This is a genomic window from Streptomyces sp. NPDC017943, assembly GCF_044328425.1.
GTDB classification, from domain to species: domain Bacteria; phylum Actinomycetota; class Actinomycetes; order Streptomycetales; family Streptomycetaceae; genus Streptomyces; species Streptomyces djakartensis_A.
This window is the reverse complement of record NZ_JBIRHH010000002.1, coordinates 467220-489555: the sequence shown is the minus strand read 5'-3', so window position 1 is coordinate 489555 and position 22336 is coordinate 467220. Positions and strand designations below refer to the sequence as shown.

Here is a 22336-nt window from a genome sequence, read left to right as displayed (position 1 = left end):
GTGTCCGGGGTCCGCACCGCGCAGGTGACCGACGGACGCCGGAGGGGGTCAACGGGCCCCGGGGCCGGTCCAGTCGGCCGGGACACGGGCGAGCCGCACCCGCTGGGGATGGTCGCCGACCGGCACGGACACGACCTTCCTGCCGGTGGCGAAGTCGATGGCGGTGACCTGGTCGGTGCCGCTCTCCGACACCACGCAGGACTTGCCGTCGCCGCTGATCGTGGCCCAGTAGGGCTTGGCGGCGGTGATCAGCGGGCCCTCCTGGAGCGTCGTCCGGTCGACGACCGTGGCGTAGTCGTCCATGGTGCCCGCCACGCACAGCTTGCTGCCGTCGGGACTCATCGAGATGCCGTGGTGGCGCGAGTCGTTGACGAACGTGGTGCGGTCGTCGCTCGTCGCGGGGTTCTCCGGCAGGGTCTTCGTGCGGGTGATCCTGCCGGAGGCGACGTCGTACTCGAAGAAGCCGTTGAAGAACGACACCTGGAAGTACAGCTTCGACTCGTCCGGCGAGAAGACGGCGGGCCGGACCGCGTCGGAGAAGTCCTTCAGCCCGAGCGCGTCCAGCTGCGGGCGCATGTCGATGACCTTGACCTGCTTGTACGTGGTCGCGTCGACGACGGTGATGCGGCGGTCGCCCTTCGTCCAGTCCAGCCACGGGGCGTCGGTCTGGGTGTTCACGTCGCCGATCGCCATGTTGTAGATGTACTTGCCGTCCTGGGTGAAGATGTTCTCGTGCGGCTTGTCGCCGGTGGCGAACCTGCCCAGCTCCTTGCCGGAGACGATGTCCAGGACGTGCACCGTGTTGGACGTCGACGCCGACACCGCGACGCGCCTGCCGTCGGGGGAGACCGCCATGTGGTCGGAGCGGTAACCCGACACGGGGAAGCGCCAGTTGATGCGGCCCGAGGCGAGGTCGATGGAGACGACGTCGGCGAAGCTCGGCCGGGAGACCACCATCGCCGTGCCGTCCGGGGTGGAGTACATGTCGTCGACGAACTGGTCGTGCCCCTCGCCGACGCTGTTGCGGATCGCCATGAAGTAGATCCACTTGATGGGGTTGGCGTTGATCTCCGCCATCCGCTGTTCCTTGTCGGGGACGACGTCGATCCGGCCGATCCTCCCGAAGTCACCGCTGGACGCGATGACATCGGCGGTGCCGTCCCAGTTGTTGCCCACGAACATTACCTCGCGCAGCGCGGCGGGCGAACTCGGGGGCGCCGCGGCGGCGGTGGCGGGGACGGCGGCGGTCAGGGCCAGGGCGGCGGTCAGGGAGCACAGGTGCCGTCGTCGGGAGACGGACATGGCTGATCCCTCCTCTGCGGTGGGGTGAGGAATCTGAACACACGTGCTTTCACAGTGAACTTACTGAAAAGTAAGGAGGGGGTGCCCTTCTCCACAAGACCGCGTACACGACAAAATTGTGAGCGGGCCACGAGGGGAGAGCGGGTGCCGGGCAGACTCAGAGCGCCGACGGGCCGCTACGGCGGCAGGACGGCCGAGGAACGGCAGGCGGAGCGGCGCCGGCGGTTCCTCGACGCCGCGCTCCAGCTCTTCGGCGGCACCCCCGGCTACCGGGCCACCACGGTCGCCGCGCTGAGCGAAGCGGCCGGACTGTCGACCCGTCAGTTCTACGAGGAGTTCCGCACCCTGGAGGACGTGCTCGCCGCGCTCCACCTGCAGGTCAACGGCTGGGCGGAGGCGGCGGTGCTGGAGGCGGCGGCGGGTGCGGCGGACCTGCCGCTCACCGAGCGCGTCACTGCGGTCTTCCGGGCCTACGCGCGCAGCGTCACCGCCGACCCGCGCCGGATCCGCATCACATTCGTGGAGATCATCGGCGTCAGCCGGCGCCTGGAGGAGCAGCGGCTCGCCCGCCGGGCGGGCTGGGTCGACCTCATCTGCGCCGAGGCCGACGCGGCTGCCGCCCGCGGCGAGGCGGCGCCCCGGGACTACCGGCTGGCGGCGACGGCCTTCATCGGCAGCGTCAACGGCCTGCTCCACGACTGGAGCGCCGGCTGGGTCGACGCGACCCTGGACGAGGTCGTCGACGAACTGGTCCGCCAGCTCCTGGCCATCCTCAGGCCACCGGGGTGGCGGGGTCGGGGCTGAAACGCGCGGGGCGCGAGTACCGGTCCTCCGGGCCCGCCCGGGATCGCCCCGGGCCCCCCGCCGCCCAGGGACCTCGGTCCGGCCTGGAACTGGGCCTTAACCCTGGTTTTCACGGGCCGGACGTGGCCTCCTGGCCCCGCCCTGACCTGCCCGCCCCAGCCTCACGGGCTCCCGCTGACCTCACGGGCCCGCGCCGGCGCTTCCGAGCCCCGGCCTCCCGAGGCCCGGCCCTTCCGAGCCCCGGCCCGCCTCGACCGGCCGGCGCAGGCTACCGGGTCTTCCCGTCGGCGCTGCGGGCGCGGACGGGGTGCCCGCAGGACCGGCGCAGGGTGCCGCAGCCGCTGTGCTGCCGGTCAGTGCGGCCCACCCGCCCACAGCACCACGCAGCCGACCGCCGCCACCAGCGCGCCGGTCAGCAGCAGCCCGGCCAGGAGCCGCGCGCGGAGTGCGCGGTAGACGGCCTCGTACTCGGCCCGCAGTTCCTCGCCGCGGCGGGCCGTGCGCTCCCACGAGACGCGGGTGAGCGCCAGGTGCTCCTGAGCGAACCGCCGTTCCACCTCGGCCCGTTGCGCCGTGGTCAGCCAGTCGAGGGCCGCGGCGCACCGGGCGGCGGCCGTGCGCGCCTCCTGGTGCGCCGCGGCGACGAGCAGATGACCCTGGACGTCGTTGTGGAACGCCCGCAGGTCCGGCGGGGTGCCGTCCGGCGCGGTCACCGGAGCGTCAGCTCCCGTGTGGCCTCGGCCGCGATCGCGGGCCGGTGCAGGTCGAACGCCGGGGATTCGCTGCGGATCTTGGGCAAGGCCAGGAAGTTGTGCCGCGGCGGCGGGCAGGAGGTGGCCCACTCCAGGGAGCGGCCGTAGCCCCATGGGTCGTCGACGCCGACGGGCTTGCCGTACTTGGCGGTCTTCCAGACGTTGTAGAAGAACGGCAGCAGTGACAGGCCGAGCAGGAAGGAGAAGGCGCTCGACACCATGTTGAGGGTCGTCAGGCCCTCGACGGCCAGGTAGTCGGGGATCCGGCGCTGCATGCCCTCGGCGCCCAGCCAGTGCTGCACCAGGAACGTGCCGTGGAAGCCGGTGAACAGCGTCCAGAAGGTGATCTTGCCCAGGCGCTCGTCCAGCATCCTGCCCGTGAACTTGGGCCACCAGAAGTGGAATCCGGAGAACATCGCGAACACCACGGTGCCGAAGACGACGTAGTGGAAGTGCGCGACGACGAAGTACGAGTCGGAGACGTGGAAGTCGAGGGGCGGCGAGGCGAGCAGCACGCCGGTGAGTCCGCCGAAGACGAACGTGATCAGGAAGCCGGTCGCCCACAGCATCGGCGTCTCGAACGACAGGCTCCCGCGCCACATGGTGCCGATCCAGTTGAAGAACTTCACGCCGGTCGGGACGGCGATGAGGAACGTCATGAAGGAGAAGAACGGCAGCAGCACACCACCGGTGACGTACATGTGGTGGGCCCACACCGTCACGGACAGACCCGCGATCGCGATGGTCGCGCCGATCAGACCCGTGTAACCGAACATCGGCTTGCGGGAGAAGACCGGGATGACCTCACTGATGATGCCGAAGAACGGCAACGCGATGATGTACACCTCTGGATGGCCGAAGAACCAGAACAAGTGTTGCCACAGCAACGCTCCGCCGTTGGCCGAGTCGAAGACGTGGGCGCCGAACTTGCGGTCCGCCTCCAGCGCGAACAGGGCCGCGGCCAGCACCGGGAAGGCCAGCAGGACCAGCACACCGGTCAGCAGCACGTTCCAGGTGAAGATCGGCATGCGGAACATCGTCATGCCCGGGGCGCGCATGCAGATGATGGTGGTGATGAAGTTGACCGAGCCGAGGATCGTGCCGAAGCCGGAGAAGGCCAGACCCATGATCCACATGTCGGCGCCGATACCCGGGGAGCGGACCGCGTCCGACAGGGGGCTGTAGGCGAACCAGCCGAAGTCGGCCGCGCCCTGCGGCGTGAGGAAGCCGCCGACCGCGATGAGCGAGCCGAACAGGTACAGCCAGTAGGCGAACATGTTCAGCCGCGGGAACGCCACGTCCGGCGCGCCGATCTGCAGCGGCATGATCCAGTTCGCGAAGCCCGCGAACAGCGGCGTCGCGAACATCAGCAGCATGATCGTGCCGTGCATCGTGAACGCCTGGTTGAACTGCTCGTTCGACATGATCTGCAGACCGGGCCGGGCGAGCTCGGCGCGCATGAACAGGGCCATCACGCCACCGATGACGAAGAACGCGAACGACGTGGCCAGGTACAGCGTGCCGATCGTCTTGTGATCCGTGGTCGTCAGCCACTTGAGATGCCTCATGCCCCGCCTGTGTCCGCGCCCCGGCCGGAGGTCACACTGCACGGACGCGACGAACGTCACCGCAACCGGGTGTGACGATCGGGGAAGTGCCGGACACGGACGGGACATGAGCGACGACGAGGTCTTCGCCGCTGCCTACCGCGAGCACTACTGGGCGGTCAGCCGCTATGTGGCGCGGCGGCTGGACGGGCGGGCCGGTGAGGTGGAGGAAGTGGTGGCGGAGGTGTTCACGGTCGCCTGGCGCCGCCGGGCCGACCTGCCGGCCGCCGCGCTGCCCTGGCTGTACGGCGTGGCACGCAACTGCCTGGCGAACACCGTCCGCGGGCACGGGCGCCGCCGTCGGCTGCTCGACCGGCTCGGCAACGACGACACCGCCCACCGGCGGCACATCACCGCGGGCCCGGAGGCGGACACCCCGGGTGCCTGGGTGCACGAGGCCCTCGCCCGGCTCTCCGCCGCCGACCAGGAGGTGCTGCGCCTGACGGCCTGGGAGGAACTCGGCATCGACGAGGTGGCCGTCGCCCTGGGCTGCGGCAGCAGGGCCGCGGCGATGCGGTTGCACCGCGCCCGGCGCCGCCTCAGAGCCGAGATCGACCGCCTGCGCCCCCCGGCGCCGGTCCCGGCCCCCGGGCGCCCGTGCGCGGCCGTCCCGGGGGAGCCCGGTCGTGAGTGACGGACACGGCGGGCTGCGTCTCCCGTCCCCGATCGCCGAGCACGCGGGCGCGAGCGTGCGGGAGAGCAGCGCCGCGGCTCCCGGACGTGACCGCCCGCGTCCCGTGACTCCCGTGCCGACCCCCGAGCACCCGTGCGTGACCGTTCCCGAGGAGCACCGCCGTGGCCGATGAACTCGATCTCCTGCGTGGCGCCGACCCGGTGCCGGCCGACGGTTCCCGCTTCGGCGACGGCCCCCTGGACCACCGGGCCGAGCGCCGCCTGGAGGACCTGCTGAAGGAGAGGCCGCCCCGGCTCCGGCGGAACCCGCGGCTGCGGCTGCCCGCACCCGGCCGCGCCCGGCCGGCGCGCAGCCGGTGGACGGCAGCGCCCCCGGCGCGAGCCGGCGCGACGCGGCGGCACCGGTGGCTGCCCGCCCCCGGCCGGGCCTCGCTGGCCTGGGGGCTTCTGGCCACGGCCGTCGTGACCGTCGTGACCCTCGCCCTCGTGCTGAGCGGCCCGGGCACCCCGCCCGCCCTCGCCGCGCCCCGGCCGCTCGTCGTCCGGACCGGCTCCGCGGCCCTGCCCCTGGACCGGCTGGCCGAGCGGGCCTCCGCCGCGATCGGGGCCACGGGCGCACCCCGGCTGCGCAAGGGCACCCACGTACGGTCCTGGAGCCTCGGCATGTCGGAGGACGCACCTCCGGTGACCCTGCCCGAGGAGCGGCTCGTGCGCTGGCGGCCCGACGGCAGCCACACCGAACTCGTCGTCGAGACCGGCCCGGAACACCCCGGCCGCCCCGTCCTCTCGGACGAGGGCGGTGTGCCGCGGCACGACGGGGACGGACCCGTCCTGCTCGACCGGACCTACCCGCCCAGCTGGAGCGACGCACCGCCCCAGTCACCCCCGCCCCACGACCCCGGCCGCCTGCGGGCCTACCTCATGGAGGTCCGGCACACCGACACGCCGCTCACCACGCCCGACCTGCTGGACGCGGCGGCGACCCTGCTGGACCACTGGACCCTCGGCCAGCGGGAGAACGCCGCCCTGGCCCGGCTCCTCCAGCACGCCGCCGGGCTGCGCCCGGCCGGGCAGGTGACCGACCGGCTCGGCCGGCGGGGCCAGGCGTACGTGCACGACGCACGCGGCGTCCGCCGCATGCTGATCATGGATCCGGCGACCGGGGCCGTGCTCGGCCTGGAGAGCACCCTGACGGCCCCCGACCCGCGGTACGGCGTACGGGAGGGGGCCGTCCTGTCCTACAGCGCCTGGATGCGCTGACGGCCCGGGTTCCGCCGCCGGCTACTCGTCCCAGGCCTGCACCAGCGTCTGCTCGGCGATCTTGCCGTCCCGCAGCGACAGCATGGACTCGGACAGCACGCGCACACCGTCCGCGTACTCGCAGCTCTCGCTGAACGCCGCCTCGTCGCCCTGGATGACGCAGTGCTCCAGCCGGTGCGTCATGTCGCGGCTGTAGACGTCCTCCAGCATCCGGCCGATCTCCTCCCGGCCGTGCAGGACCTTCGGGTGACTGGGCTGGGCCGTCCGGTCGACGATGCGCAGTTCGGCGTCGTCGGCGTAGAGGGACATCAGCAGGTCCGGAGTGCCGCCTTCAAGGCCCCGGCGCAGTGTCTCCCGGTCGAAGGCGGAGTCTGTCGACGTGCCCATGATGACCTCCTCGGCAGGGCCGCGGCCCGGTCGGAGGCGGGCCGCGTGGGGCCTTCCCACCTCGAGCCTCCTCCCGCGCGGCGCACGCGGCAAGCCCGGGGAGCGCTGGGCCTGACGGGTGAGGGGAGCGGTGCACCCGTGTCCGCGGGGGACCCGTCCGCGTTGCGACAGGCATGATCTCAACACGACGTATCGTCGCCGCCGTTGGTCTCGCCGCGGGGGTGACCGGTCTCGCCGCGCCGATGGCGCAGGCGGCCGACACGGGAGCCAAGAGCCCGCTCAGCCCCATGGCCACCCTGGACTCGCTGGCCGTGAGCGACATCCCCGCCGAGCACAAGGACGAGATCCTGCGGCCCTCCTCGCAGCTGGCCGGACTCAACCGTCTCAACGACCTCGACCAGCTGAACCAGGTCGTCGGCCTGGTCTCCCCGGTCTTCGGGTTCCTCCCGAACGTCCGCTGACGGCCGCGCCCGGACGAGGGCCGCCCCTTCCGGGGGCGGCCCTCAGGTGCGTCCGGGCTCAGTCCGCCGCCGCCAGGAACTGCGTCGCCGCCAGCTCCGCGTACAGCGGGTCGGCCGTCACCAGTTCGCGGTGGGTGCCCACCGCACGGACCCGGCCGGCGTCCATCACCACGATCCGGTCGGCCATCGTCACGGTCGACAGCCGGTGGGCCACGACCAGGACGGTCGTCGTCCTGGCCACGTCCGCGACGGTGTAGCGCAGCGCCGCCTCGTTCACCGCGTCCAGCTGTGACGTCGCCTCGTCGAGCAGCAGCAGCCGCGGGCGGCGCAGCAGCGCGCGGGCGATCGCCACGCGCTGCCGCTCCCCGCCGGACAGCTTCGTCCCCCGGTGCCCGACGAGCGTGTCGAGCCCGTCCGGCAGCCGGGCCACCAGTTCGTCGAGCCGGGTCGTCTTCAGCACCCGGGCGAGGGCGTCCTCGTCGGCGTCGGGACGGCCCAGCAGCAGGTTGTCCCGCAGCGACCCCGACAGCACCGGCGCGTCCTGCTCCACGTAGCCGATCGAGGCCCGCAGCCGGGGGAGCTCCCAGTCGTCCAGGTCGCGCCCGTCGAGGGTGATCACGCCGGACTCGGGGTCGTAGAAGCGCTCGATCAGGGAGAAGACCGTGGTCTTGCCGGCGCCGGACGGGCCGACGAAGGCCGTCATGCCCTGCGCGGGCACGGTGAACGTCACCCCGTGGTGGACGAGCGGCAGGTCGTCGGCGTAGCGGAAGCGGACGTCCGCGAAGGCGACGGCGGCGGGCCGGGTGTCCGGGCCGGGCAGCGGAGCGGGCGCGGCGGCGGGCTCGGCGGGCAGCCGCAGCGCCTCCTGGATGCGGGTGAGGGCCGCGGCGCCCGTCTGGTACTGCGTGACCGCGCCGACGACCTGCTGGATCGGCGACATCAGATAGAAGACGTAGAGCAGGAACGCCACCAGCGTGCCCACGTCGACGGCTCCGGTCGCCACGCGCGCGCCGCCCACCGCGAGCACCGTGATGAAGGCGATCTGCATGGCCAGTCCCGCCGTGTTGCCCGCGGCCGCCGACCACTTGGCGGCCCGCACGCTCTGCCGCCACGACTCCCGCGCGGCCTCGTGCAGCGTGACCTCCTCGCGGTGCTCGGCGCCGGAGGCCTTGACGGTGCGCAGCGCGCCCAGGGTGCGTTCCAGCGAGGCGCCCATGACGCCGATGGCGTCCTGCGCCCGGCGGCTCGCCTTGTTGATACGCGGGACGATCACTCCCAGCACCACGCCCGCGGCGAGGATCACGGCCAGGGTCACCCCCAGCAGCACGGCGTCCACCAGGCCCATCATCACCACCGTCGCCACCAGCGTGAGCCCACCGGTGCCCAGACCCACCAGCGAGTTCGTGGTGACCGAGCGCAGCAGGGTGGTGTCGGAGGTGATGCGGGCCATGAGGTCCCCGGGCTCGCTGCGGTCCACCGCGGCGACCCGCAGCCGCAGCAGGTACGACGACAGCGCCCGGCGCGCACCGAGCACCACCGACTCGGCGGTGCGCTGCAGCACGTACGAACCCAGCGCGCCCAGCGCCGCGTTGGTGATCACCAGGGCGGACATCGCCAGCAGCGCCCCGGTGATGGCCCGCTCGTGCGACAGGTCGTCGATAAGCCCGCGCGCGACCAGCGGCAGCAGCAGCCCGGTCGCCCCGGTGACCAGGGAGAGCACCGCACCGGCCAGCAGGGACCAGCGGTGCGGCCGGACGTATCCGAGCAGCAACCGCCAGGGCGGTACGGCGGTCTCGGTCTCTGCGATGCTCACGTCGCTCCTTCGGCGCCTCGGACGGACGGTTCAGGCTACGTCGGCGCCGACCCGGCCGGCCTGGTGTTTCCCGGCCCGCGGCAGGCCGATCCGCGCCCCTCGGCGATCAGTCGCGCGTAGGGTCGGAAGGGAACGAACCCGGCCGACGAAGGAGTCAGCACCATGGCCCAGGAAGTACGCGGTGTGATCGCGCCCGGCAAGGACGAACCGGTGCGGATCGAGACGATCGTGGTGCCCGACCCCGGCCCGGGAGAGGCGGTCGTCCGCGTCCAGGCCTGCGGGGTGTGCCACACGGATCTGCACTACAAGCAGGGCGGCATCAACGACGACTTCCCCTTCCTGCTCGGCCACGAGGCCGCGGGCGTGGTCGAGGCGGTCGGCGACGGCGTCACCGATGTCGCGCCCGGCGACTTCGTCATCCTCAACTGGCGTGCGGTGTGCGGGAAGTGCCGGGCCTGTCTGCGCGGGCGGCCCTGGTACTGCTTCGACACCCACAACGCGCGGCAGAGGATGACCCTCGCCTCGACGGGCCAGGAGCTGTCCCCGGCGCTCGGCATCGGCGCCTTCGCGGAGAAGACGCTGGTCGCGGCCGGGCAGTGCACGAAGGTCGACCCGCGGGTGGCCCCGCAGGTGGCCGGGCTGCTGGGCTGCGGTGTGATGGCCGGCATCGGCGCCGCGATCAACACCGGCAACGTCGGCCGCGGCGACTCGGTCGCCGTCATCGGCTGCGGCGGGGTCGGCGACGCCGCGATCGCCGGCTCGCGGCTGGCCGGAGCGGCGACGATCATCGCCGTCGACATCGACGACCGCAAGCTGGAGACCGCCCGCTCCATGGGCGCCACGCACACCGTCAACTCCCGTGGGACCGACCCCGTCGAGGCGATCCGCGAACTGACCGGCGGCTTCGGCGCCGACGTCGTCATCGAGGCCGTCGGCCGTCCCGAGACGTACCGGCAGGCCTTCTACGCCCGCGACCTGGCCGGCACGGTCGTCCTCGTCGGCGTCCCCACCCCCGAGATGAAGCTCGAACTGCCGCTGCTGGACGTCTTCGGCCGCGGCGGATCCCTGAAGTCCTCCTGGTACGGCGACTGCCTGCCCTCCCGCGACTTCCCCATGCTGATCGACCTGCATCTGCAAGGGCGCCTGGACCTCGGCGCGTTCGTCACCGAGACCATCCAGCTCGACGAGGTGGAGAAGGCCTTCGAGCGGATGCACCACGGCGACGTGCTGCGCTCGGTGGTGGTGCTGTGATGACCACGCGTGTCGAACACCTCGTCACCTCCGGGCAGTTCCACCTCGACGGCGGCACCTGGGACGTGGACAACAACGTGTGGATCGTCGGCGACGACCACGAGGCGGTCGTCATCGACGCCGCCCACGACGCCGACGCCATCCTCGCGGCCCTCGGCGACCGCCGGCTGACGGCCATCGTGTGCACGCACGCCCACAACGACCACATCGACGCGGCCCCGGCGCTCGCCGAGCGCACCGGCGCGACCATCTGGCTGCACCGCGACGACCTGCCGCTGTGGAAGCAGACCCACCCGGACCGCGAGCCGGACGCCTGGCTCGTCGACGGCCAGGTGATCGAGGCCGGCGGCGCCGACCTGCGCGTGATCCACACGCCCGGGCACGCGCCCGGCGCCGTCTGCCTGCACGACCCCGGGCTGGGCACCGTCTTCACCGGCGACACCCTCTTCCAGGGCGGGCCCGGCGCCACCGGCCGGTCCTTCTCGCACTTCCCGACCATCATCGACTCCATCCGCGACCGGCTGCTCACCCTGCCGCCCGAGACGACGGTGCGCACCGGGCACGGCGACTCGACGACCATCGGCGCCGAGACCCCGCATCTCCAGGAATGGATCACCCGGGGTCACTGAGCGCGTGTCCCCGTAAAAGGCGACAGAAGATGTCCGGCTTACCCGTCACCCTGGACACGGCACACAGTCGAGGACACGGGAGGCCGGACATGCCGGTACAGCTCGAGGGCAAGGTCGCACTGGTCGCGGGGGCGACCCGGGGAGCGGGACGGGGGATCGCCGTCGAACTCGGCGCGGCCGGAGCCACGGTCTACGTCACCGGCCGCACCACCCGGGACCGTCGCTCGGAGTACGACCGCCCGGAGACCATCGAGGACACCGCCGACCTGGTCACCGCGGCCGGCGGGAAGGGCATCGCGGTCCCCGCCGACCACCTCGACCCGGCCCAGGTCCGCTCCCTGGTCGACCGCATCGCGCGGGAGCAGGGCCGCCTCGACGTCCTCGTCAACGACATCTGGGGCGGGGAGAAGCTCTTCGAGTGGGAGAGCCCGCTGTGGGAGCACGACCTCGACAACGGACTGCGGCTGCTGCGCCTGGCCGTCGAGACGCACGCCGTCACCAGCCACCACGCGCTGCCCCTGCTGCTGCGCCACCCCGGCGGTCTGGTCGTCGAGGTCACCGACGGCACCGCCGACTACAACCGCGACCACTACCGCGTGAACTTCTTCTACGACCTCGCCAAGAGCGCCGTCCTGCGCATGGCGTTCGCCCTCGGCCACGAACTCGGCCCGCGCGGCGCCACCGCCGTCGCCCTCACCCCCGGCTGGATGCGCTCGGAGCTGATGCTGGAGACCTTCGGGGTGAGCGAGGACAACTGGCGCGACGCCCTGGAACGCGTCCCCCACTTCGCCATCTCCGAGACCCCCCGCTACGTCGGCCGGGCCGTGGCCGCCCTGGCCGCCGACCCGGACGTGGCACGCCTGAACGGCCGGTCCCTCTCCAGCGGCGGCCTCGCCCGCGAGTACGGATTCACCGACCTCGACGGCAGCCGCCCGGACGCCTGGCGCTACCTGGTCGAGGTCCAGGACCCCGGCAAGCCGGCGGACACCACCGGCTACCGGTGACCGGCCCGCCGGCCCGCGACACCGGCGTCACCCCTCCTTCCCGGTGAAGCGGTCGAGCAGCGCGTCCAGCCCTCTGGCCAGCTGCTCGGGCCCGCCTCGCTCGGCCAGGGCCGGAGCGGTCGCGCGCAGCACGGGCAACTCCTGGAACGGCATGCGGTACAGACCCAGCCGGAACGCGGGGTCCGGTTCGGCCGGGTTGTCCACGACGGCGCGCAGCTCGACCGACACGTAGCCGAGGACCCAGCCGGTGAAGGCACGCCACAGCCGCACGGAGCGGGCCTCCCCGTACCCGGCGTCCCGCAGCAGGGCGAGCACCTGCTCGTCCCTGCGGAGAACCGCCGCGGACCTTCGGGCCAGCGGCACTCCCGTCATGCGGCTGAAGACGAGGAGCGCCCCTTCCGGGTGGTCGAGGCACACCTGGTAGGTGAGGCGCGCGATCCGGTGCAGTTCCGCCCGCCAGGCGGGGACCCCGGGGGCGGGCCGCGGGGCGGGGCCGCGGGTGAGGCGGTCCTCCAGCTCCAGGTGCAGGGCCTCCAGGACGCCGTCCAGCAGCGCGTCCTTGCCGGGCGCGTAGCGGTACAACGACATGGCCTCCACGCCGAGTTCCGCCCCCAGCCGGCGCATGGTCAGCGCCGGCAGACCCTCCCGGTCGACCAGGTCCAGGGCCGCGGCGAGCACCCGTTCACGGGTCAGACGGCCCTGCCGGCCGTCCTCGTCGTCACCCGCTCCGGGACCGTGCGTCATCGCCTGCCTCCTCGCTCCGCGGCGGCCGCCGCGCCCGGCGTCACGGTGTGTCGAGTTCGCCCCAGACGACGAACCGGTGGGCGTAGGTCCCGTCCCAGCCGCGGTCCGCGCAGGTGATCAGGGTGATCCGTGCCTTCTCGGGGCGGGCGTGCGGACGTCCCGGCACCGGGGCGACGACAGCGACGTCCGACGGCTCGACGACCTTCGTCCGGGTGACCCGGTAGGTGTACGCCCTTCCCTCGCGCTCGACCTCCAGCGCGTCCCCCTTGCGCAGGTCCGGAAGGCGGCGGAAGGGCTCCCCCCAACCGGTCCGGTGCCCCGCGACGGCGAAGTTGCCCTTCTCGCCCGGCCCGGCGGTCCCCGGGAAGTGCCCGGGACCCTTGCGCAGATCCCCGGACGAGACGCCCTCGACGACCACCGGGGCGAAGCCGGGGCCGAAGCGGGGGACCCGCAGCACCGCGTACGCCTCTCCGGCACCCGGGGCGGGGCGCTGCGGCCGGTCCGCCGCGGAGTCGGCAGACGGCTGCCCCAGGTCCCGCCGCAGCGACTGCTGCGCGCGGTCGTAGGCGCCGTCGGCCTGCCGGTCGTGGAGGAGTGCGAGGCCCCCGAGGGCCAGACCCGTGACGATCAGGCCGACGCCCAGCAGGCGGATCACGAGTCGTCTCATGGTGCGGCTCCCGCCTCTTCGGCGGGGCCGTTGCCGCGGCCCCGCCCCGGTGCCTTGTCAGCCGTCGTCGCCGGCCTTGCGGGGGATCAGCCGCAGTGCGGCGCATCCCGCCGAGACCAGGACGAAGACGACGATCCAGAACCAGACGCCGCCGGGGCCTCCGGTGACCGGCAGCAGACCCGCTCCTCCGGCTCCTCCGGCTGTGGCGCCGGCGCCTGTGTAGTTCGCCATGACTGTTCCCTTCTCGATTCACCAACTGCGGTCCCTGCGCAGCGCGGTGTCCGCGAGCGCACGGATGTGGACCCCCTGGAGGAACAGGTCGTAGCACCACTCGGGCACGACCAGCATCGAGGCGAGGGCCGCCCGCCAGCCCCGGGAGCTGACGGTGACGGCCCGCTCGACGGCGTAGAAGCCGGTGAAGGCGATCCAGAAGGGGGCGATGCGTATGCCGGCGCCGGTGGCCAGGAACCAGATCACGGACCCCACGTAGGCGGTCGACACGGACGCCCCGAGGAAGGCGACGAGCTGGCGGGCCCAGCCTTCCGTGGTGTAGCGGGTGAGGCCGTAGTCGATCAGGTTCTCCAGCGCGCCCCGCTTCCAGCGCAGCCGCTGCCTGGCGAGGGAGCTCCACGTCTCCATGACCTCGGTCGTCATGGTGGCGCGGGACGGTGCCACGATGCGGTGACGCAGGTGTCTGAGCGCCAGGGTCAGTTCGTTGTCCTCCGTGAGGGCCTTGGTGTCGTAGACCCCGTCGGCGGCGGGCAGCCGGCCCGACCTGCGGGCTGCCAGGACGTCTTTCAGGGCACCGGCCCGGAACAGGCACGCCGTGCCCGTCAGGCACAGCACCCGGCCGTGCTTGCGGGCGGTGTCCCGCGCGTACCGGGCGTACTCGTTGCGCTGGAAGGCCCCGCACAGCCGGCCGCCGCTCCGGCCCCGGAAGTTCCCGCCGACGGCGCCGTAGCCCTGGGCCATCTTCCGGCGGGTCACCTCGATGAAGTGGGGGTCGAGGCAGGGGTCCGCGTCCTGGACGAGGACGGCGTCCTCGTCGCAGAGCCGGGGCAGCAGCCGGTCGAGGGCGCCGTTGAGGTTGCCGGCCTTCTTGTGGCGGTTGTCCACCGAGTGCCAGACCTCGGCCCCGGCGGCGCGGGCGATCCGCTCCAGCCGCACGGTCCGCCCGGGGTCGCGGTGCGGGTCGAGCGTCACCACGACCCGGTCGGCGCGGTGCGTCTGCCGGTCCAGCGCCCGGAGCACCCCCGGGAGGGTGTCCACCTCGCGGTAGGCCGGCACGAGCACGACCACCCGGCGAACTTCTTGTGCGGACGTCTCGTTCATGGCGTGCTCCGGACGGTGATACCGGGATCGTGCTGCCCTATGTCCGTAACCTTACGTTGTAAGCGTATATGTGCAACTTACGAGAGTCGCTGCACTCGTCCACTTCGCGTGTACACCGTCTCGGGTCCGTGTGAAATGTCACCGATCGGTTCCAGCGCCCCCCGCCGTACAACCGAACCGCCCGTCCGCCCGTCTAGGTGGCAGGGATCGCAACCATGTGACCACTTCCGCGAAAGGGCAGGACTCGCTCATGGGGGACGTACGCAGACGGGGTGCCGTCGCACTCGGGATCACCGGACTGGTGGCGCCGCTCACGCTCGCGCTCGGCGCCGCACCGGCGCAGGCCGCGAGCTGCACGACACAGGCCGGCCCGTACCAGAAGCAGGTGGAGAAGTTCCTCGGCCGGCCGGTCGACGGGAAGCAGTCCACCACCGACTGCAAGGCCATCCAGGCCTTCCAGACCAAGCACGGCATCTCCCCGAACGCCGGCTACGCCGGTCCCGTCACCTGGGGTGTGATGGACCTGATGCAGAAGCAGAAGGCCGTCGGGACGAACCCCAACAAGGACGGCAAGTGCCCGGTGAACAAGGGCCGCATCGCCTGCGTGAACCTCACGCTCCAGCTGAGCTGGATCCAGGACGGCAAGAAGCTGGTCTACGGCCCCGTTCCGGTGCGCACCGGTCGTGACGGCTACGAGACTCGCACCGGCCTGAAGAAGATCTACTGGCGCAACATCGACCACGTCTCGTCGATCTACCACGTGCCGATGCCCTACTCGCAGTTCTTCGACGGCGGCCAGGCCTTCCACTCGGTCGGCGTCAGCATGTGGAACCCGCCGGGCTCGCACGGCTGCGTCAACATGACCAAGACGGATGCCAAGAAGTACTGGTCGCTGCTGAAGAAGGGCGACGACGTCTACGTCTACGGCCGCAAGCCGGGCACCTGATCACCGGCGATTCGCGGTGAACTCCCGGTCGGCGAAGGGGTAGTCGCAGGCGGATGATGTGAACAGCCTCACGTTTACCGGGAGATGGACGTGATCAGTGCCACTGTCTGGAATGTCCATTTGGCTGGGGATTACTCACATCGTCTTCACGTCGGGCGACGTATGCTTCACAGCATGTCCACCACTGTTGAATCATCATCCGAGCGATCGGCTGACGAGGTCAACGAGGAGATCCGGGCCCTGTGGCGCCGGTCGGGCGGGACACTGAGCGTCGAGCAGCGCGAGCAGTACCAGCGGCTCGTCCTGGAGTGGGCCGCAGCGGCCCCGCAGTCGGCGCCGGCGGCCTGACCGCCACCCGGTCCCCGTTGACGCGCCGGTCATCACCGGCCGCACCGGCTCCTCGGCCGAGGGCACCCTTGATCCGATGGGTGCCCTTTCGCATGTCCGCGGTCCCTCAGCCCCAAGTCGCCGAGTAGTGCCGCCGGTAGGCCTTGCGGTCCTGTTCCGCCCGGATGAACCGCGTCGCCACCAGGGCGACGAGGCTGCCCGCGATCACCAGCAGACCGGGGCCGACGTTGCGCGGGTCCGTGAGCCGGCCCAGCAGCGTCGACACCGTCTCACCGGTGATCGGCGCCGAGGTGCCGGGGGAGGCGGCGCCCGGGGAGGCCGAGGACGCCGAGGGTGCCGGAGCGGCACCGGCGCCGCCGGCCTGTTCGGCGACGATCAGCTTGACGCCGAGCTCGGTCAGCGCCTTCGTCACCGGCTGGAAGAACGTCGTGCCTCCCGCGGTGCAGTCCCCGCTGCCGCCCGAGGTCACCCCGAGCGCGATGCCGTCCGCGAACATCGGGCCGCCGCTGTCGCCCGGTTCGGCGCACACGTCCGTCTCGATGAGCCCGGTGACCGTGCCCTCGGGGTAGTTGACCGTGGCGTTCAGCGCGGTCACCTCCCCCTGCCGCAGCCCGCTGGTGCTGCCGCTGCGGAACACCCTCTGCCCGACCTCCGGATCGGCGACACCCGTGATGCGCACGCCCTTGCCGTCGCCCACCGCCACCACGTCCGCGCCCTTGCCCGCGCGGCCGCCGTCGTACTTCACCAGGGAGTAGTCGTCGCCCGGGAAGCTGCCCCTGAGCGAGGTGCCGACCTGCCGGCGGCCGCGGTCGTCGGCGAACCAGAGCGAACCGTCGGGCCCGCAGTGCCCGGCCGTCAGGATGTAGTCACTGGTGCCGTCGGTCACGTTGAACCCGGCCGAACAGCGCCCCGCCGTGGACAGGATGGGCTGCGCCCCGTTGAGCCGCGTGGTGAAGGTGCCCTCGGTGCGCTCCATGCGCACGAAGCCGCCGATGCCGTCCGCGACCTTCGTCAGCCGGGCCCAGGCGGCGGCCGTGACGGTGCTGTCGCCCCGCACGACGACCTCGTTGCGCTTGTAGTCCAGCGCCCAGGACGTACCGGGCACCCGGGGCGCCGAACGCAGCGTGGCCGTCGCCGACGTGAGGTCGTCCAGGCTGTGGCGGACCACCTTCGCCCGCGCCCCGGCCCGTTCGACTTCGGCGGCCGCCTTCTCGTCGGTGACGGCGACGACCGGCCGCCCGGCCGCGTCGACCCAGCTGCCCCCCGTGCGCGAGGCCCCGAGCCGGGCCGCGAGGCCGGTGCCGTCCCCGGTGGATGGGGGAGCCGCGTACGGGACGCCGATGACCGCGGCCGGCGGCTCGCTCGCCACGGCGCTCGTGACCATCGCTCCTCCCAGGAGGAGTCCGCCGACGGCCGCCAGTCGTGTCACTCGCCGGACGACCCGTCGTCGTGCGTGCCTCATGCATGGCTCCCGAACCCGAACATCACGGTGCGAACACCGCAGGCCGTTCCCGGAGTTGAACGCCCTCCACCCATACGGCGCGCGCCCGCGCCGCGTTCACCGCGCAGGTGATCTCTTCGAGACCGGAAAGGGCTCGCCCTCCCCGGCACGGCCCGTTCCCGCGCTGCCCGGCGGTCGTACGGCCCCTAGGGTGGGGACATGACCAGGACCCCGCGCGAGTCGTCCGGTGAACCGAACCCCCTGGAGATCCTCACGCTCGACCGGCTCAGGCTCCGCACCAGCACGAAGTGGCGCGCCTACCCGGAGGACGTGCTGCCGGTGTGGGTGGCCGAGATGGACGTCCCGCCGGCCGAGGCGGTGGTACGGGCGGTGACCCGCGCGATGGAACTGGGGGACACCGGCTACCCCGCCGGTACCGGCTACGCCGAGGCGCTGGCCGCCTTCGCCGCCAAGCGCTGGGACTGGGACGGGCTCGCCGTGGAACGCACCGCGATCGTGCCCGACGTGATGCTGGGCGTCGTCGAGATGCTCAAACTGGTCACCGGCCCCGGGGACGCCGTGGTCGTGAACCCGCCGGTGTACCCGCCCTTCTTCCACTTCGTCTCCCACCTGGACCGGCGGGTCGTCGAAGCCCCGCTCGGGCCGGACGGCCGGCTCGACCCGGACGCCCTTCGGGAGAGCTTCCGGCGGGCCGTCGGGGCGGGGCGGCGGGCCGCCTACCTCCTGTGCAGCCCCCACAATCCGACCGGCACCGTGCACACGAAGGACGAACTGTCCGCCGTGGCGCAGCTCGCCGAGCGGTACGGCGTGCGCGTCGTCGCCGACGAGATCCACGCCCCTCTGGTTCTCGGGGACACCCCGTTCGTGCCGTATCTGAGCGTGCCGGGCGCCGAGCGCGGACTGTCGCTCATGTCGGCCTCGAAGGCGTGGCACCTCGCCGGGCTCAAGGCCGCCCTCGCGATCGCGGGGCCCGGGGCCGCCGGCGACCTGGCCCGGATGCCGGAGGAGGTCGGGCACGGCCCCAGCCACGTCGGCATCCTCGCCCACACCGCCGCCCTGCGCGACGGCACCGCCTGGCTCGACGCACTGCTGACCGGGCTCGACCACAACCGGCGCCTGCTCGCCGGACTGCTGGCCGAGCACCTGCCCCAGGTGCGTCACCGCCCGCCGGAGGCCACCTACCTGGCCTGGCTCGACTGCCGGGCACTCGGCCTGGGCGACGACCCGGCGGAGGTCTTCCTGCGCCGCGGCCGCGTCGCCCTCACCTCGGGGGTGCCCTTCGGCACCGGCGGGGCCGGGCACGCCCGCTTCAACCTGGCGGCCTCGGCGCAGGTGATCACGGAGGCCGTCCGCAGGATGGCGACGGCGGCCCGCTGACGGGTACCTGCGGCACGGAGGACACGCTCGTAGACTGCCCGTCATGGACGACAGGGCGCTGGACCGGCTGGGCTCGGGCAAGTACGTGCTGATCACGAGCTACCGCAAGAACGGCACACCGGTCGCCACCCCGGTCTGGGTGGTGCGCGACGGGGACGCGCTGGGCGTCTGGACGGCCGCCGACTCCTGGAAGGTCAAGCGCATCCGCAACCGCGCCGGCATCCTGGTCGGCCCGTGCGATCTGCGCGGCAACCCCACGGGCGATCAGGTGCCCGCCACCGCCGAGATCGCCGACGCGGCCACCACCGCCCGCTACCGGAAGCTGATCGCCCGCAAGTACGGCCTCATGGGCCGGCTGACCCTGCTGGGCAGCCGCCTGCGGCGGGGCACCGACGGCACGGTGGGCATCCGCGTCACCCTGTGAGAGTCGACGCTGCTGCTCAGGACGGGAGTTGACGGACCGTCAGGTCCAGGCCCGGTAGGGCTCGTCCAGCAGCTGGAAGACCGGCTCACCCCGGACCGGGTCCTTGGCGGTGGACAGGCGCACCCGGTCCCCGCTGTGGATGCCGATGGGCGGTCCCATGACCCGGCCCCGCACGACGAAGCCCTCGGCCATCTCGACCATGGACACGTTGCGGGCCGCGGGCGTGTTGCGGTGCACCACCGTGGAGTGGCGGACCGTGCCGGTGCCCTCGGCGCGCTCGGTGCGCAGGTCGCTGCCCCGGCAGACCGGGCACAGCAGCCGGTGGTACATGGCCGTGCCGCACCAGGTGCAGCGCTGGAAATGGAGGGCGTCCCTGTCCCTGCCCTGGGGGTCGAGCAGGCCCGTCGCGGAGCCGGCCGTCTGCTGAGCGACGCTTCCTGAGTGGTGGTACACGCTGTCAACTCCCTGCACTCGCCCGGAATGCGTGTGCGGGGTCGCCCGCGCACACGTGTGCCCGGTTCGCCGTGCCACCGTGCACGCAGCACAGAGTATGGCACTCAGTGCCACTCGTAAAGGCACTCCGTACCCTCGATCCGGAATGCGGCTCGTGGGTCCTGCGGGGGATCCTCAGGTCCGGCCGAGGGCCGATTCGAGTTGCTGCACCACCCGCCACAGGGGCGTTCCACGACGGGACACCACGACGACCACGTCGTCGGGCCGTTCGCCGGCCGCGGGGGACGTGAGCGAGGGCGGTGAGGTGGCCGGGGCGGGAGCCGCCTGCGCCGGGGTGCCGCCGAACGTCGACCGGACGTAGGCGAGCGCGTGGTCCACCGCGGCGTCCGCCTCGCCCCGTCCGTCCGAACGCAGCCAGGACCGCAGGGCGTTGTTGTGCGCGGCGACCACGGCCGCGGCGATCACGTCGGCCCGGAGGGTGCCCTCCCGGCGGGCCGCGAAGCGGCGCCGCAGGTAGGCGGCGAGCGCCTGCTCGTAGCGCCACACCACCGACAACTCGTAGGCACGCAGCCCCGGCACCTGCTTGGTGAGGCGGTAGCGCTGGACGGAGAACGTGGGGTTCTCGGCGTACATCCGCAGCACCAGCCGGGCCGCGTCGCAGACCCGCCCCACCGGCTCCTCGTCGCCGGAGCCGTTCTCGAGGAACGCCGTCATGTCGGCCAGGCAGCGCTCGTGGTCCGGGAAGACCACGTCCTCCTTGGACGGGAAGTAGCGGAAGAACGAGCGGCGACCGACGCCGGCGAGGGCAACGATGTCGTCGACCGTGGTCTGCTCGTACCCCCGCTCGAGGAACAGCTGGAAGGCCGCCGCCACCAGCGCGTCCCGCATGGGCGGCCGGCCGGCCCCCGTCTCGGCTTTCCCGGAGCTCATGATCTGCAACGTAGCACCCGTACGACCTCATATGGCACTCGGTGCCGCGAGCCGGGCCCCCGCAGCCGCGCCTCGGGTGAGGTTCCGGTGCACCGCGGCCGGGCCCGCGGGATGAACAGGCGGCGCGGCGGTCGCGTATCCAGGGGCAGGACGATCCACGGCCCGGGTGCCAGCCGCCCCGGCCCGGACGGAAGGAGAGCGGAGTGCCGGCACCGTCCGAGCCCCGGCCGCCGCACGACGGCCCGGTCCTGGAACCCATCCGCGTCCTGCGGCCCCGGCGCACCGACGCCCTGGCGGAACTGATGCGCGAGTTCCACCGGGAGACGGGCCGGGAACCCGCCCCGGAGCCCCGCGCCCTGCCGGCCCCGCAGCCCGGCTCCGAGGACGAGACGCGGGAACTCCCGCCCGTCGGCGGCCTCGTCGGGCGGGACCGCGGGCGCGGCACCACGCCCGCCACCGGCTCGGACTCCCGCGGCCGTGCGGCGACCGCACGGCGCCGCACCACCGTCGCCGTGGCCGTCCTCGCCGCGGCGGGGGCCGGCTTCGCGGGGGCGCTGCTGGTCCACGGGGACCACGGCGGCGGCACCGCGGCCCCCGCGCCCCGGCCGCCCGCGTCCGCCCCCGCCGCGGCTCCCACCCCCGCGCCCACGCCGTCCGTCCCCCGCTCCGATCCCGACGGTCCTGGAACGCTGCGGGAGGGAGCCAGCGGTCCCGAGGTGACCGAGCTCCAGCAGCGCCTGCTCGGCATCCCGGACGTCTACCGTGACGGCTCCACCAGCGGCCGCTACGACCAGGTCCTGACCGCCGCCGTGGCCCGCTTCCAGCTCTGGTACGGGATCCGGGGCGACGAGACGGGCGTCTACGGCAACGACACCCGGGCCGCTCTGGAGTCCCGGACGGCTCCCGTCACGAGCTGACGCCGCCGGGCCGCCCCGCGTCCGCCCGAGGACGAGGCCGATGCGAACATGACGGGCATGGACGCGTTCATCGACCGTTTGAACCCCGACATGTACGTGGTCACGGCCGCCGCGGCCGGTGAACGGGCGGGCTGCCTGGTCGGGTTCGCCTCGCAGTGCTCGATGCGGCCGGTGCGTTTCGCCGTGTGGCTCTCCGAGCTGAACCACACCCTCCGGGTCGCCCGCAACGCCGACGTGCTCGCCGTGCACCAGCTCACCCGGGAACAGCACGCCCTCGCCGAGCGGTTCGGCGGGCAGACCGGTGACGACACCGACAAGTTCCGCGGGGTCGCGCTGCGCGAGGCGCACGGCGGGGCGCTCGTCCTCGAGGACGCGCCGGGCTGGTTCGTCGGCCGGATCGTGACGCGGGTCGGCGGCGGCGACCACGTCGGCTTCGTCCTCGCCCCGGTCGAGTGGGGCGGCCGGACCCGTCCGGACAGCCCCCTGCTGCGCCTGTCCGACGCCCTCGACATAGCACCGGGTCACCCGGTCGACTGACGACGCGTCCCGCTGCTCGAACCCCCGGCAACGGAAGGCAAAAGCGGCGGTACGGCAGCGCCGCGATGCGTCACCCTGGCCCGGGGCGACTCCACGAGCACCAGCACCTGCCACACCGGCCCGTCGCGGACGGCTCGGCGCCGCCCCGCCCCGCCGGCGCCCCCCGCCGGAGTCCGCCGCGACCCGAAGGCCCCGCCCATGAACGGCTCCCGCATCCCCGGACTGGTGCTGCCCACACTGTTCCTGCTGGCCCTGCTCGTCGGCCTGTGGTGGTACTGGCGGCACCGCGGCGACTC

Annotated in this window: 25 protein-coding genes; 13 read left to right on the top strand and 12 right to left on the bottom strand. The window is 72.8% G+C overall.

What is annotated here, in order from left to right; all coding sequences use genetic code 11:
* Positions 1-48: 48 nt before the first annotated feature.
* On the bottom strand, positions 49-1302 hold the full coding sequence (locus tag ACH4C6_RS07080) for a YncE family protein (RefSeq protein ID WP_398107491.1): 1254 nt from the start codon (positions 1300-1302) through the stop codon (positions 49-51).
* A 144-nt stretch (positions 1303-1446) separates the two neighbouring features.
* On the opposite strand from ACH4C6_RS07080, the gene ACH4C6_RS07075 reads away from it, so the two are divergent.
* On the top strand, positions 1447-2106 hold the full coding sequence (locus ACH4C6_RS07075; protein WP_398107490.1) for a TetR/AcrR family transcriptional regulator: 660 nt from the start codon (positions 1447-1449) through the stop codon (positions 2104-2106).
* 353 nt (positions 2107-2459) lie between these two features.
* On the opposite strand, the gene ACH4C6_RS07070 is transcribed toward ACH4C6_RS07075, so the two are convergent.
* Positions 2460-2819 (bottom strand): hypothetical protein, encoded by a 360-nt coding sequence (locus ACH4C6_RS07070; protein WP_398107489.1) that lies wholly within the window; start codon positions 2817-2819, stop codon positions 2460-2462.
* Complete coding sequence (gene ctaD / locus ACH4C6_RS07065) at positions 2816-4426, bottom strand: cytochrome c oxidase subunit I (RefSeq protein WP_398107488.1); 1611 nt, start codon at positions 4424-4426, stop codon at positions 2816-2818. Before ctaD ends, ACH4C6_RS07070 begins: the two co-directional genes overlap by 4 nt.
* 106 nt (positions 4427-4532) lie before the next feature.
* On the opposite strand from ctaD, the gene ACH4C6_RS07060 reads away from it, so the two are divergent.
* The gene (locus ACH4C6_RS07060) at positions 4533-5099 is read left to right on the top strand and encodes an RNA polymerase sigma factor (RefSeq protein ID WP_398107487.1); all 567 of its coding nucleotides are present in this window, start codon (positions 4533-4535) and stop codon (positions 5097-5099) included.
* A 161-nt stretch (positions 5100-5260) separates the two neighbouring features.
* On the top strand, positions 5261-6358 hold the full coding sequence (locus ACH4C6_RS07055) for a CU044_5270 family protein (protein ID WP_398107486.1): 1098 nt from the start codon (positions 5261-5263) through the stop codon (positions 6356-6358).
* A gap of 21 nt (positions 6359-6379) precedes the next feature.
* Here ACH4C6_RS07055 and ACH4C6_RS07050 read toward each other — a convergent pair whose 3' ends face one another.
* On the bottom strand, positions 6380-6745 hold the full coding sequence (locus tag ACH4C6_RS07050; RefSeq protein ID WP_398107485.1) for a nuclear transport factor 2 family protein: 366 nt from the start codon (positions 6743-6745) through the stop codon (positions 6380-6382).
* A 173-nt stretch (positions 6746-6918) separates the two neighbouring features.
* On the opposite strand from ACH4C6_RS07050, the gene ACH4C6_RS07045 reads away from it, so the two are divergent.
* The gene (locus ACH4C6_RS07045; RefSeq protein ID WP_369192854.1) at positions 6919-7206 is read left to right on the top strand and encodes a hypothetical protein; all 288 of its coding nucleotides are present in this window, start codon (positions 6919-6921) and stop codon (positions 7204-7206) included.
* A gap of 58 nt (positions 7207-7264) precedes the next feature.
* Here ACH4C6_RS07045 and ACH4C6_RS07040 read toward each other — a convergent pair whose 3' ends face one another.
* Complete coding sequence (locus ACH4C6_RS07040; RefSeq protein WP_398107484.1) at positions 7265-9019, bottom strand: ABC transporter ATP-binding protein; 1755 nt, start codon at positions 9017-9019, stop codon at positions 7265-7267.
* A gap of 162 nt (positions 9020-9181) precedes the next feature.
* On the opposite strand from ACH4C6_RS07040, the gene ACH4C6_RS07035 reads away from it, so the two are divergent.
* The 3 genes from ACH4C6_RS07035 (at position 9182) to ACH4C6_RS07025 (ending at position 11903) form a co-directional block, all read left to right on the top strand.
* A complete protein-coding gene (locus ACH4C6_RS07035; RefSeq protein ID WP_398107483.1) occupies positions 9182-10270 on the top strand; it encodes an S-(hydroxymethyl)mycothiol dehydrogenase in 1089 nt (362 codons plus the stop codon).
* On the top strand, positions 10270-10899 hold the full coding sequence (locus ACH4C6_RS07030; protein ID WP_398107482.1) for an MBL fold metallo-hydrolase: 630 nt from the start codon (positions 10270-10272) through the stop codon (positions 10897-10899). Before ACH4C6_RS07035 ends, ACH4C6_RS07030 begins: the two co-directional genes overlap by 1 nt.
* 89 nt (positions 10900-10988) lie before the next feature.
* Complete coding sequence (locus tag ACH4C6_RS07025) at positions 10989-11903, top strand: SDR family oxidoreductase (protein WP_398107481.1); 915 nt, start codon at positions 10989-10991, stop codon at positions 11901-11903.
* A gap of 27 nt (positions 11904-11930) precedes the next feature.
* On the opposite strand, the gene ACH4C6_RS07020 is transcribed toward ACH4C6_RS07025, so the two are convergent.
* Genes ACH4C6_RS07020 through ACH4C6_RS07005 form a run of 4 tightly spaced genes read right to left on the bottom strand, consistent with a single transcriptional unit; the run spans position 11931 to position 14646 of the window.
* A complete protein-coding gene (locus ACH4C6_RS07020) occupies positions 11931-12647 on the bottom strand; it encodes a TetR/AcrR family transcriptional regulator (protein ID WP_398107480.1) in 717 nt (238 codons plus the stop codon).
* Between the two features lie 40 nt (positions 12648-12687).
* Positions 12688-13314, bottom strand: coding sequence for a class E sortase (locus tag ACH4C6_RS07015; RefSeq protein ID WP_398107479.1), 627 nt, complete (start codon positions 13312-13314; stop codon positions 12688-12690).
* Positions 13315-13371: 57 nt separating this feature from the next.
* Positions 13372-13545, bottom strand: coding sequence for a hypothetical protein (locus ACH4C6_RS07010; protein ID WP_398107478.1), 174 nt, complete (start codon positions 13543-13545; stop codon positions 13372-13374).
* 18 nt (positions 13546-13563) lie between these two features.
* A complete protein-coding gene (locus tag ACH4C6_RS07005; RefSeq protein WP_398107477.1) occupies positions 13564-14646 on the bottom strand; it encodes a glycosyltransferase family 2 protein in 1083 nt (360 codons plus the stop codon).
* 250 nt (positions 14647-14896) lie between these two features.
* Between ACH4C6_RS07005 and ACH4C6_RS07000 the strand changes: the two genes are divergently transcribed.
* A complete protein-coding gene (locus ACH4C6_RS07000; RefSeq protein ID WP_398107933.1) occupies positions 14897-15592 on the top strand; it encodes a L,D-transpeptidase family protein in 696 nt (231 codons plus the stop codon).
* Positions 15593-15754: 162 nt separating this feature from the next.
* Positions 15755-15940, top strand: coding sequence for a hypothetical protein (locus ACH4C6_RS06995; RefSeq protein WP_398107476.1), 186 nt, complete (start codon positions 15755-15757; stop codon positions 15938-15940).
* Positions 15941-16046: 106 nt separating this feature from the next.
* On the opposite strand, the gene ACH4C6_RS06990 is transcribed toward ACH4C6_RS06995, so the two are convergent.
* Positions 16047-17402 (bottom strand): S1 family peptidase, encoded by a 1356-nt coding sequence (locus ACH4C6_RS06990; RefSeq protein ID WP_398107475.1) that lies wholly within the window; start codon positions 17400-17402, stop codon positions 16047-16049.
* 198 nt (positions 17403-17600) lie between these two features.
* On the opposite strand from ACH4C6_RS06990, the gene ACH4C6_RS06985 reads away from it, so the two are divergent.
* On the top strand, positions 17601-18779 hold the full coding sequence (locus ACH4C6_RS06985) for a MalY/PatB family protein (RefSeq protein WP_398107474.1): 1179 nt from the start codon (positions 17601-17603) through the stop codon (positions 18777-18779).
* A 43-nt stretch (positions 18780-18822) separates the two neighbouring features.
* Positions 18823-19203: a PPOX class F420-dependent oxidoreductase gene (locus ACH4C6_RS06980; protein WP_398107473.1), complete on the top strand. Its 381-nt coding sequence runs from the start codon at positions 18823-18825 to the stop codon at positions 19201-19203.
* Positions 19204-19242: 39 nt separating this feature from the next.
* Here the strand turns inward: ACH4C6_RS06980 and ACH4C6_RS06975 are convergent, their stop codons facing one another.
* Both ACH4C6_RS06975 and ACH4C6_RS06970 read right to left on the bottom strand, forming a co-directional pair.
* Positions 19243-19656, bottom strand: a complete 414-nt coding sequence (locus ACH4C6_RS06975; protein ID WP_398107472.1) for a Zn-ribbon domain-containing OB-fold protein — start codon at positions 19654-19656, stop codon at positions 19243-19245.
* Between the two features lie 174 nt (positions 19657-19830).
* Positions 19831-20586, bottom strand: a complete 756-nt coding sequence (locus ACH4C6_RS06970; protein WP_398107471.1) for a TetR family transcriptional regulator — start codon at positions 20584-20586, stop codon at positions 19831-19833.
* 203 nt (positions 20587-20789) lie between these two features.
* On the opposite strand from ACH4C6_RS06970, the gene ACH4C6_RS06965 reads away from it, so the two are divergent.
* Together ACH4C6_RS06965 and ACH4C6_RS06960 are read left to right on the top strand one after the other, a co-directional pair.
* Positions 20790-21503, top strand: coding sequence for a peptidoglycan-binding protein (locus ACH4C6_RS06965; protein WP_398107470.1), 714 nt, complete (start codon positions 20790-20792; stop codon positions 21501-21503).
* 48 nt (positions 21504-21551) lie between these two features.
* Positions 21552-22040: a flavin reductase family protein gene (locus ACH4C6_RS06960; RefSeq protein WP_398107469.1), complete on the top strand. Its 489-nt coding sequence runs from the start codon at positions 21552-21554 to the stop codon at positions 22038-22040.
* The last annotated feature ends 296 nt before the right edge of the window (positions 22041-22336 follow it).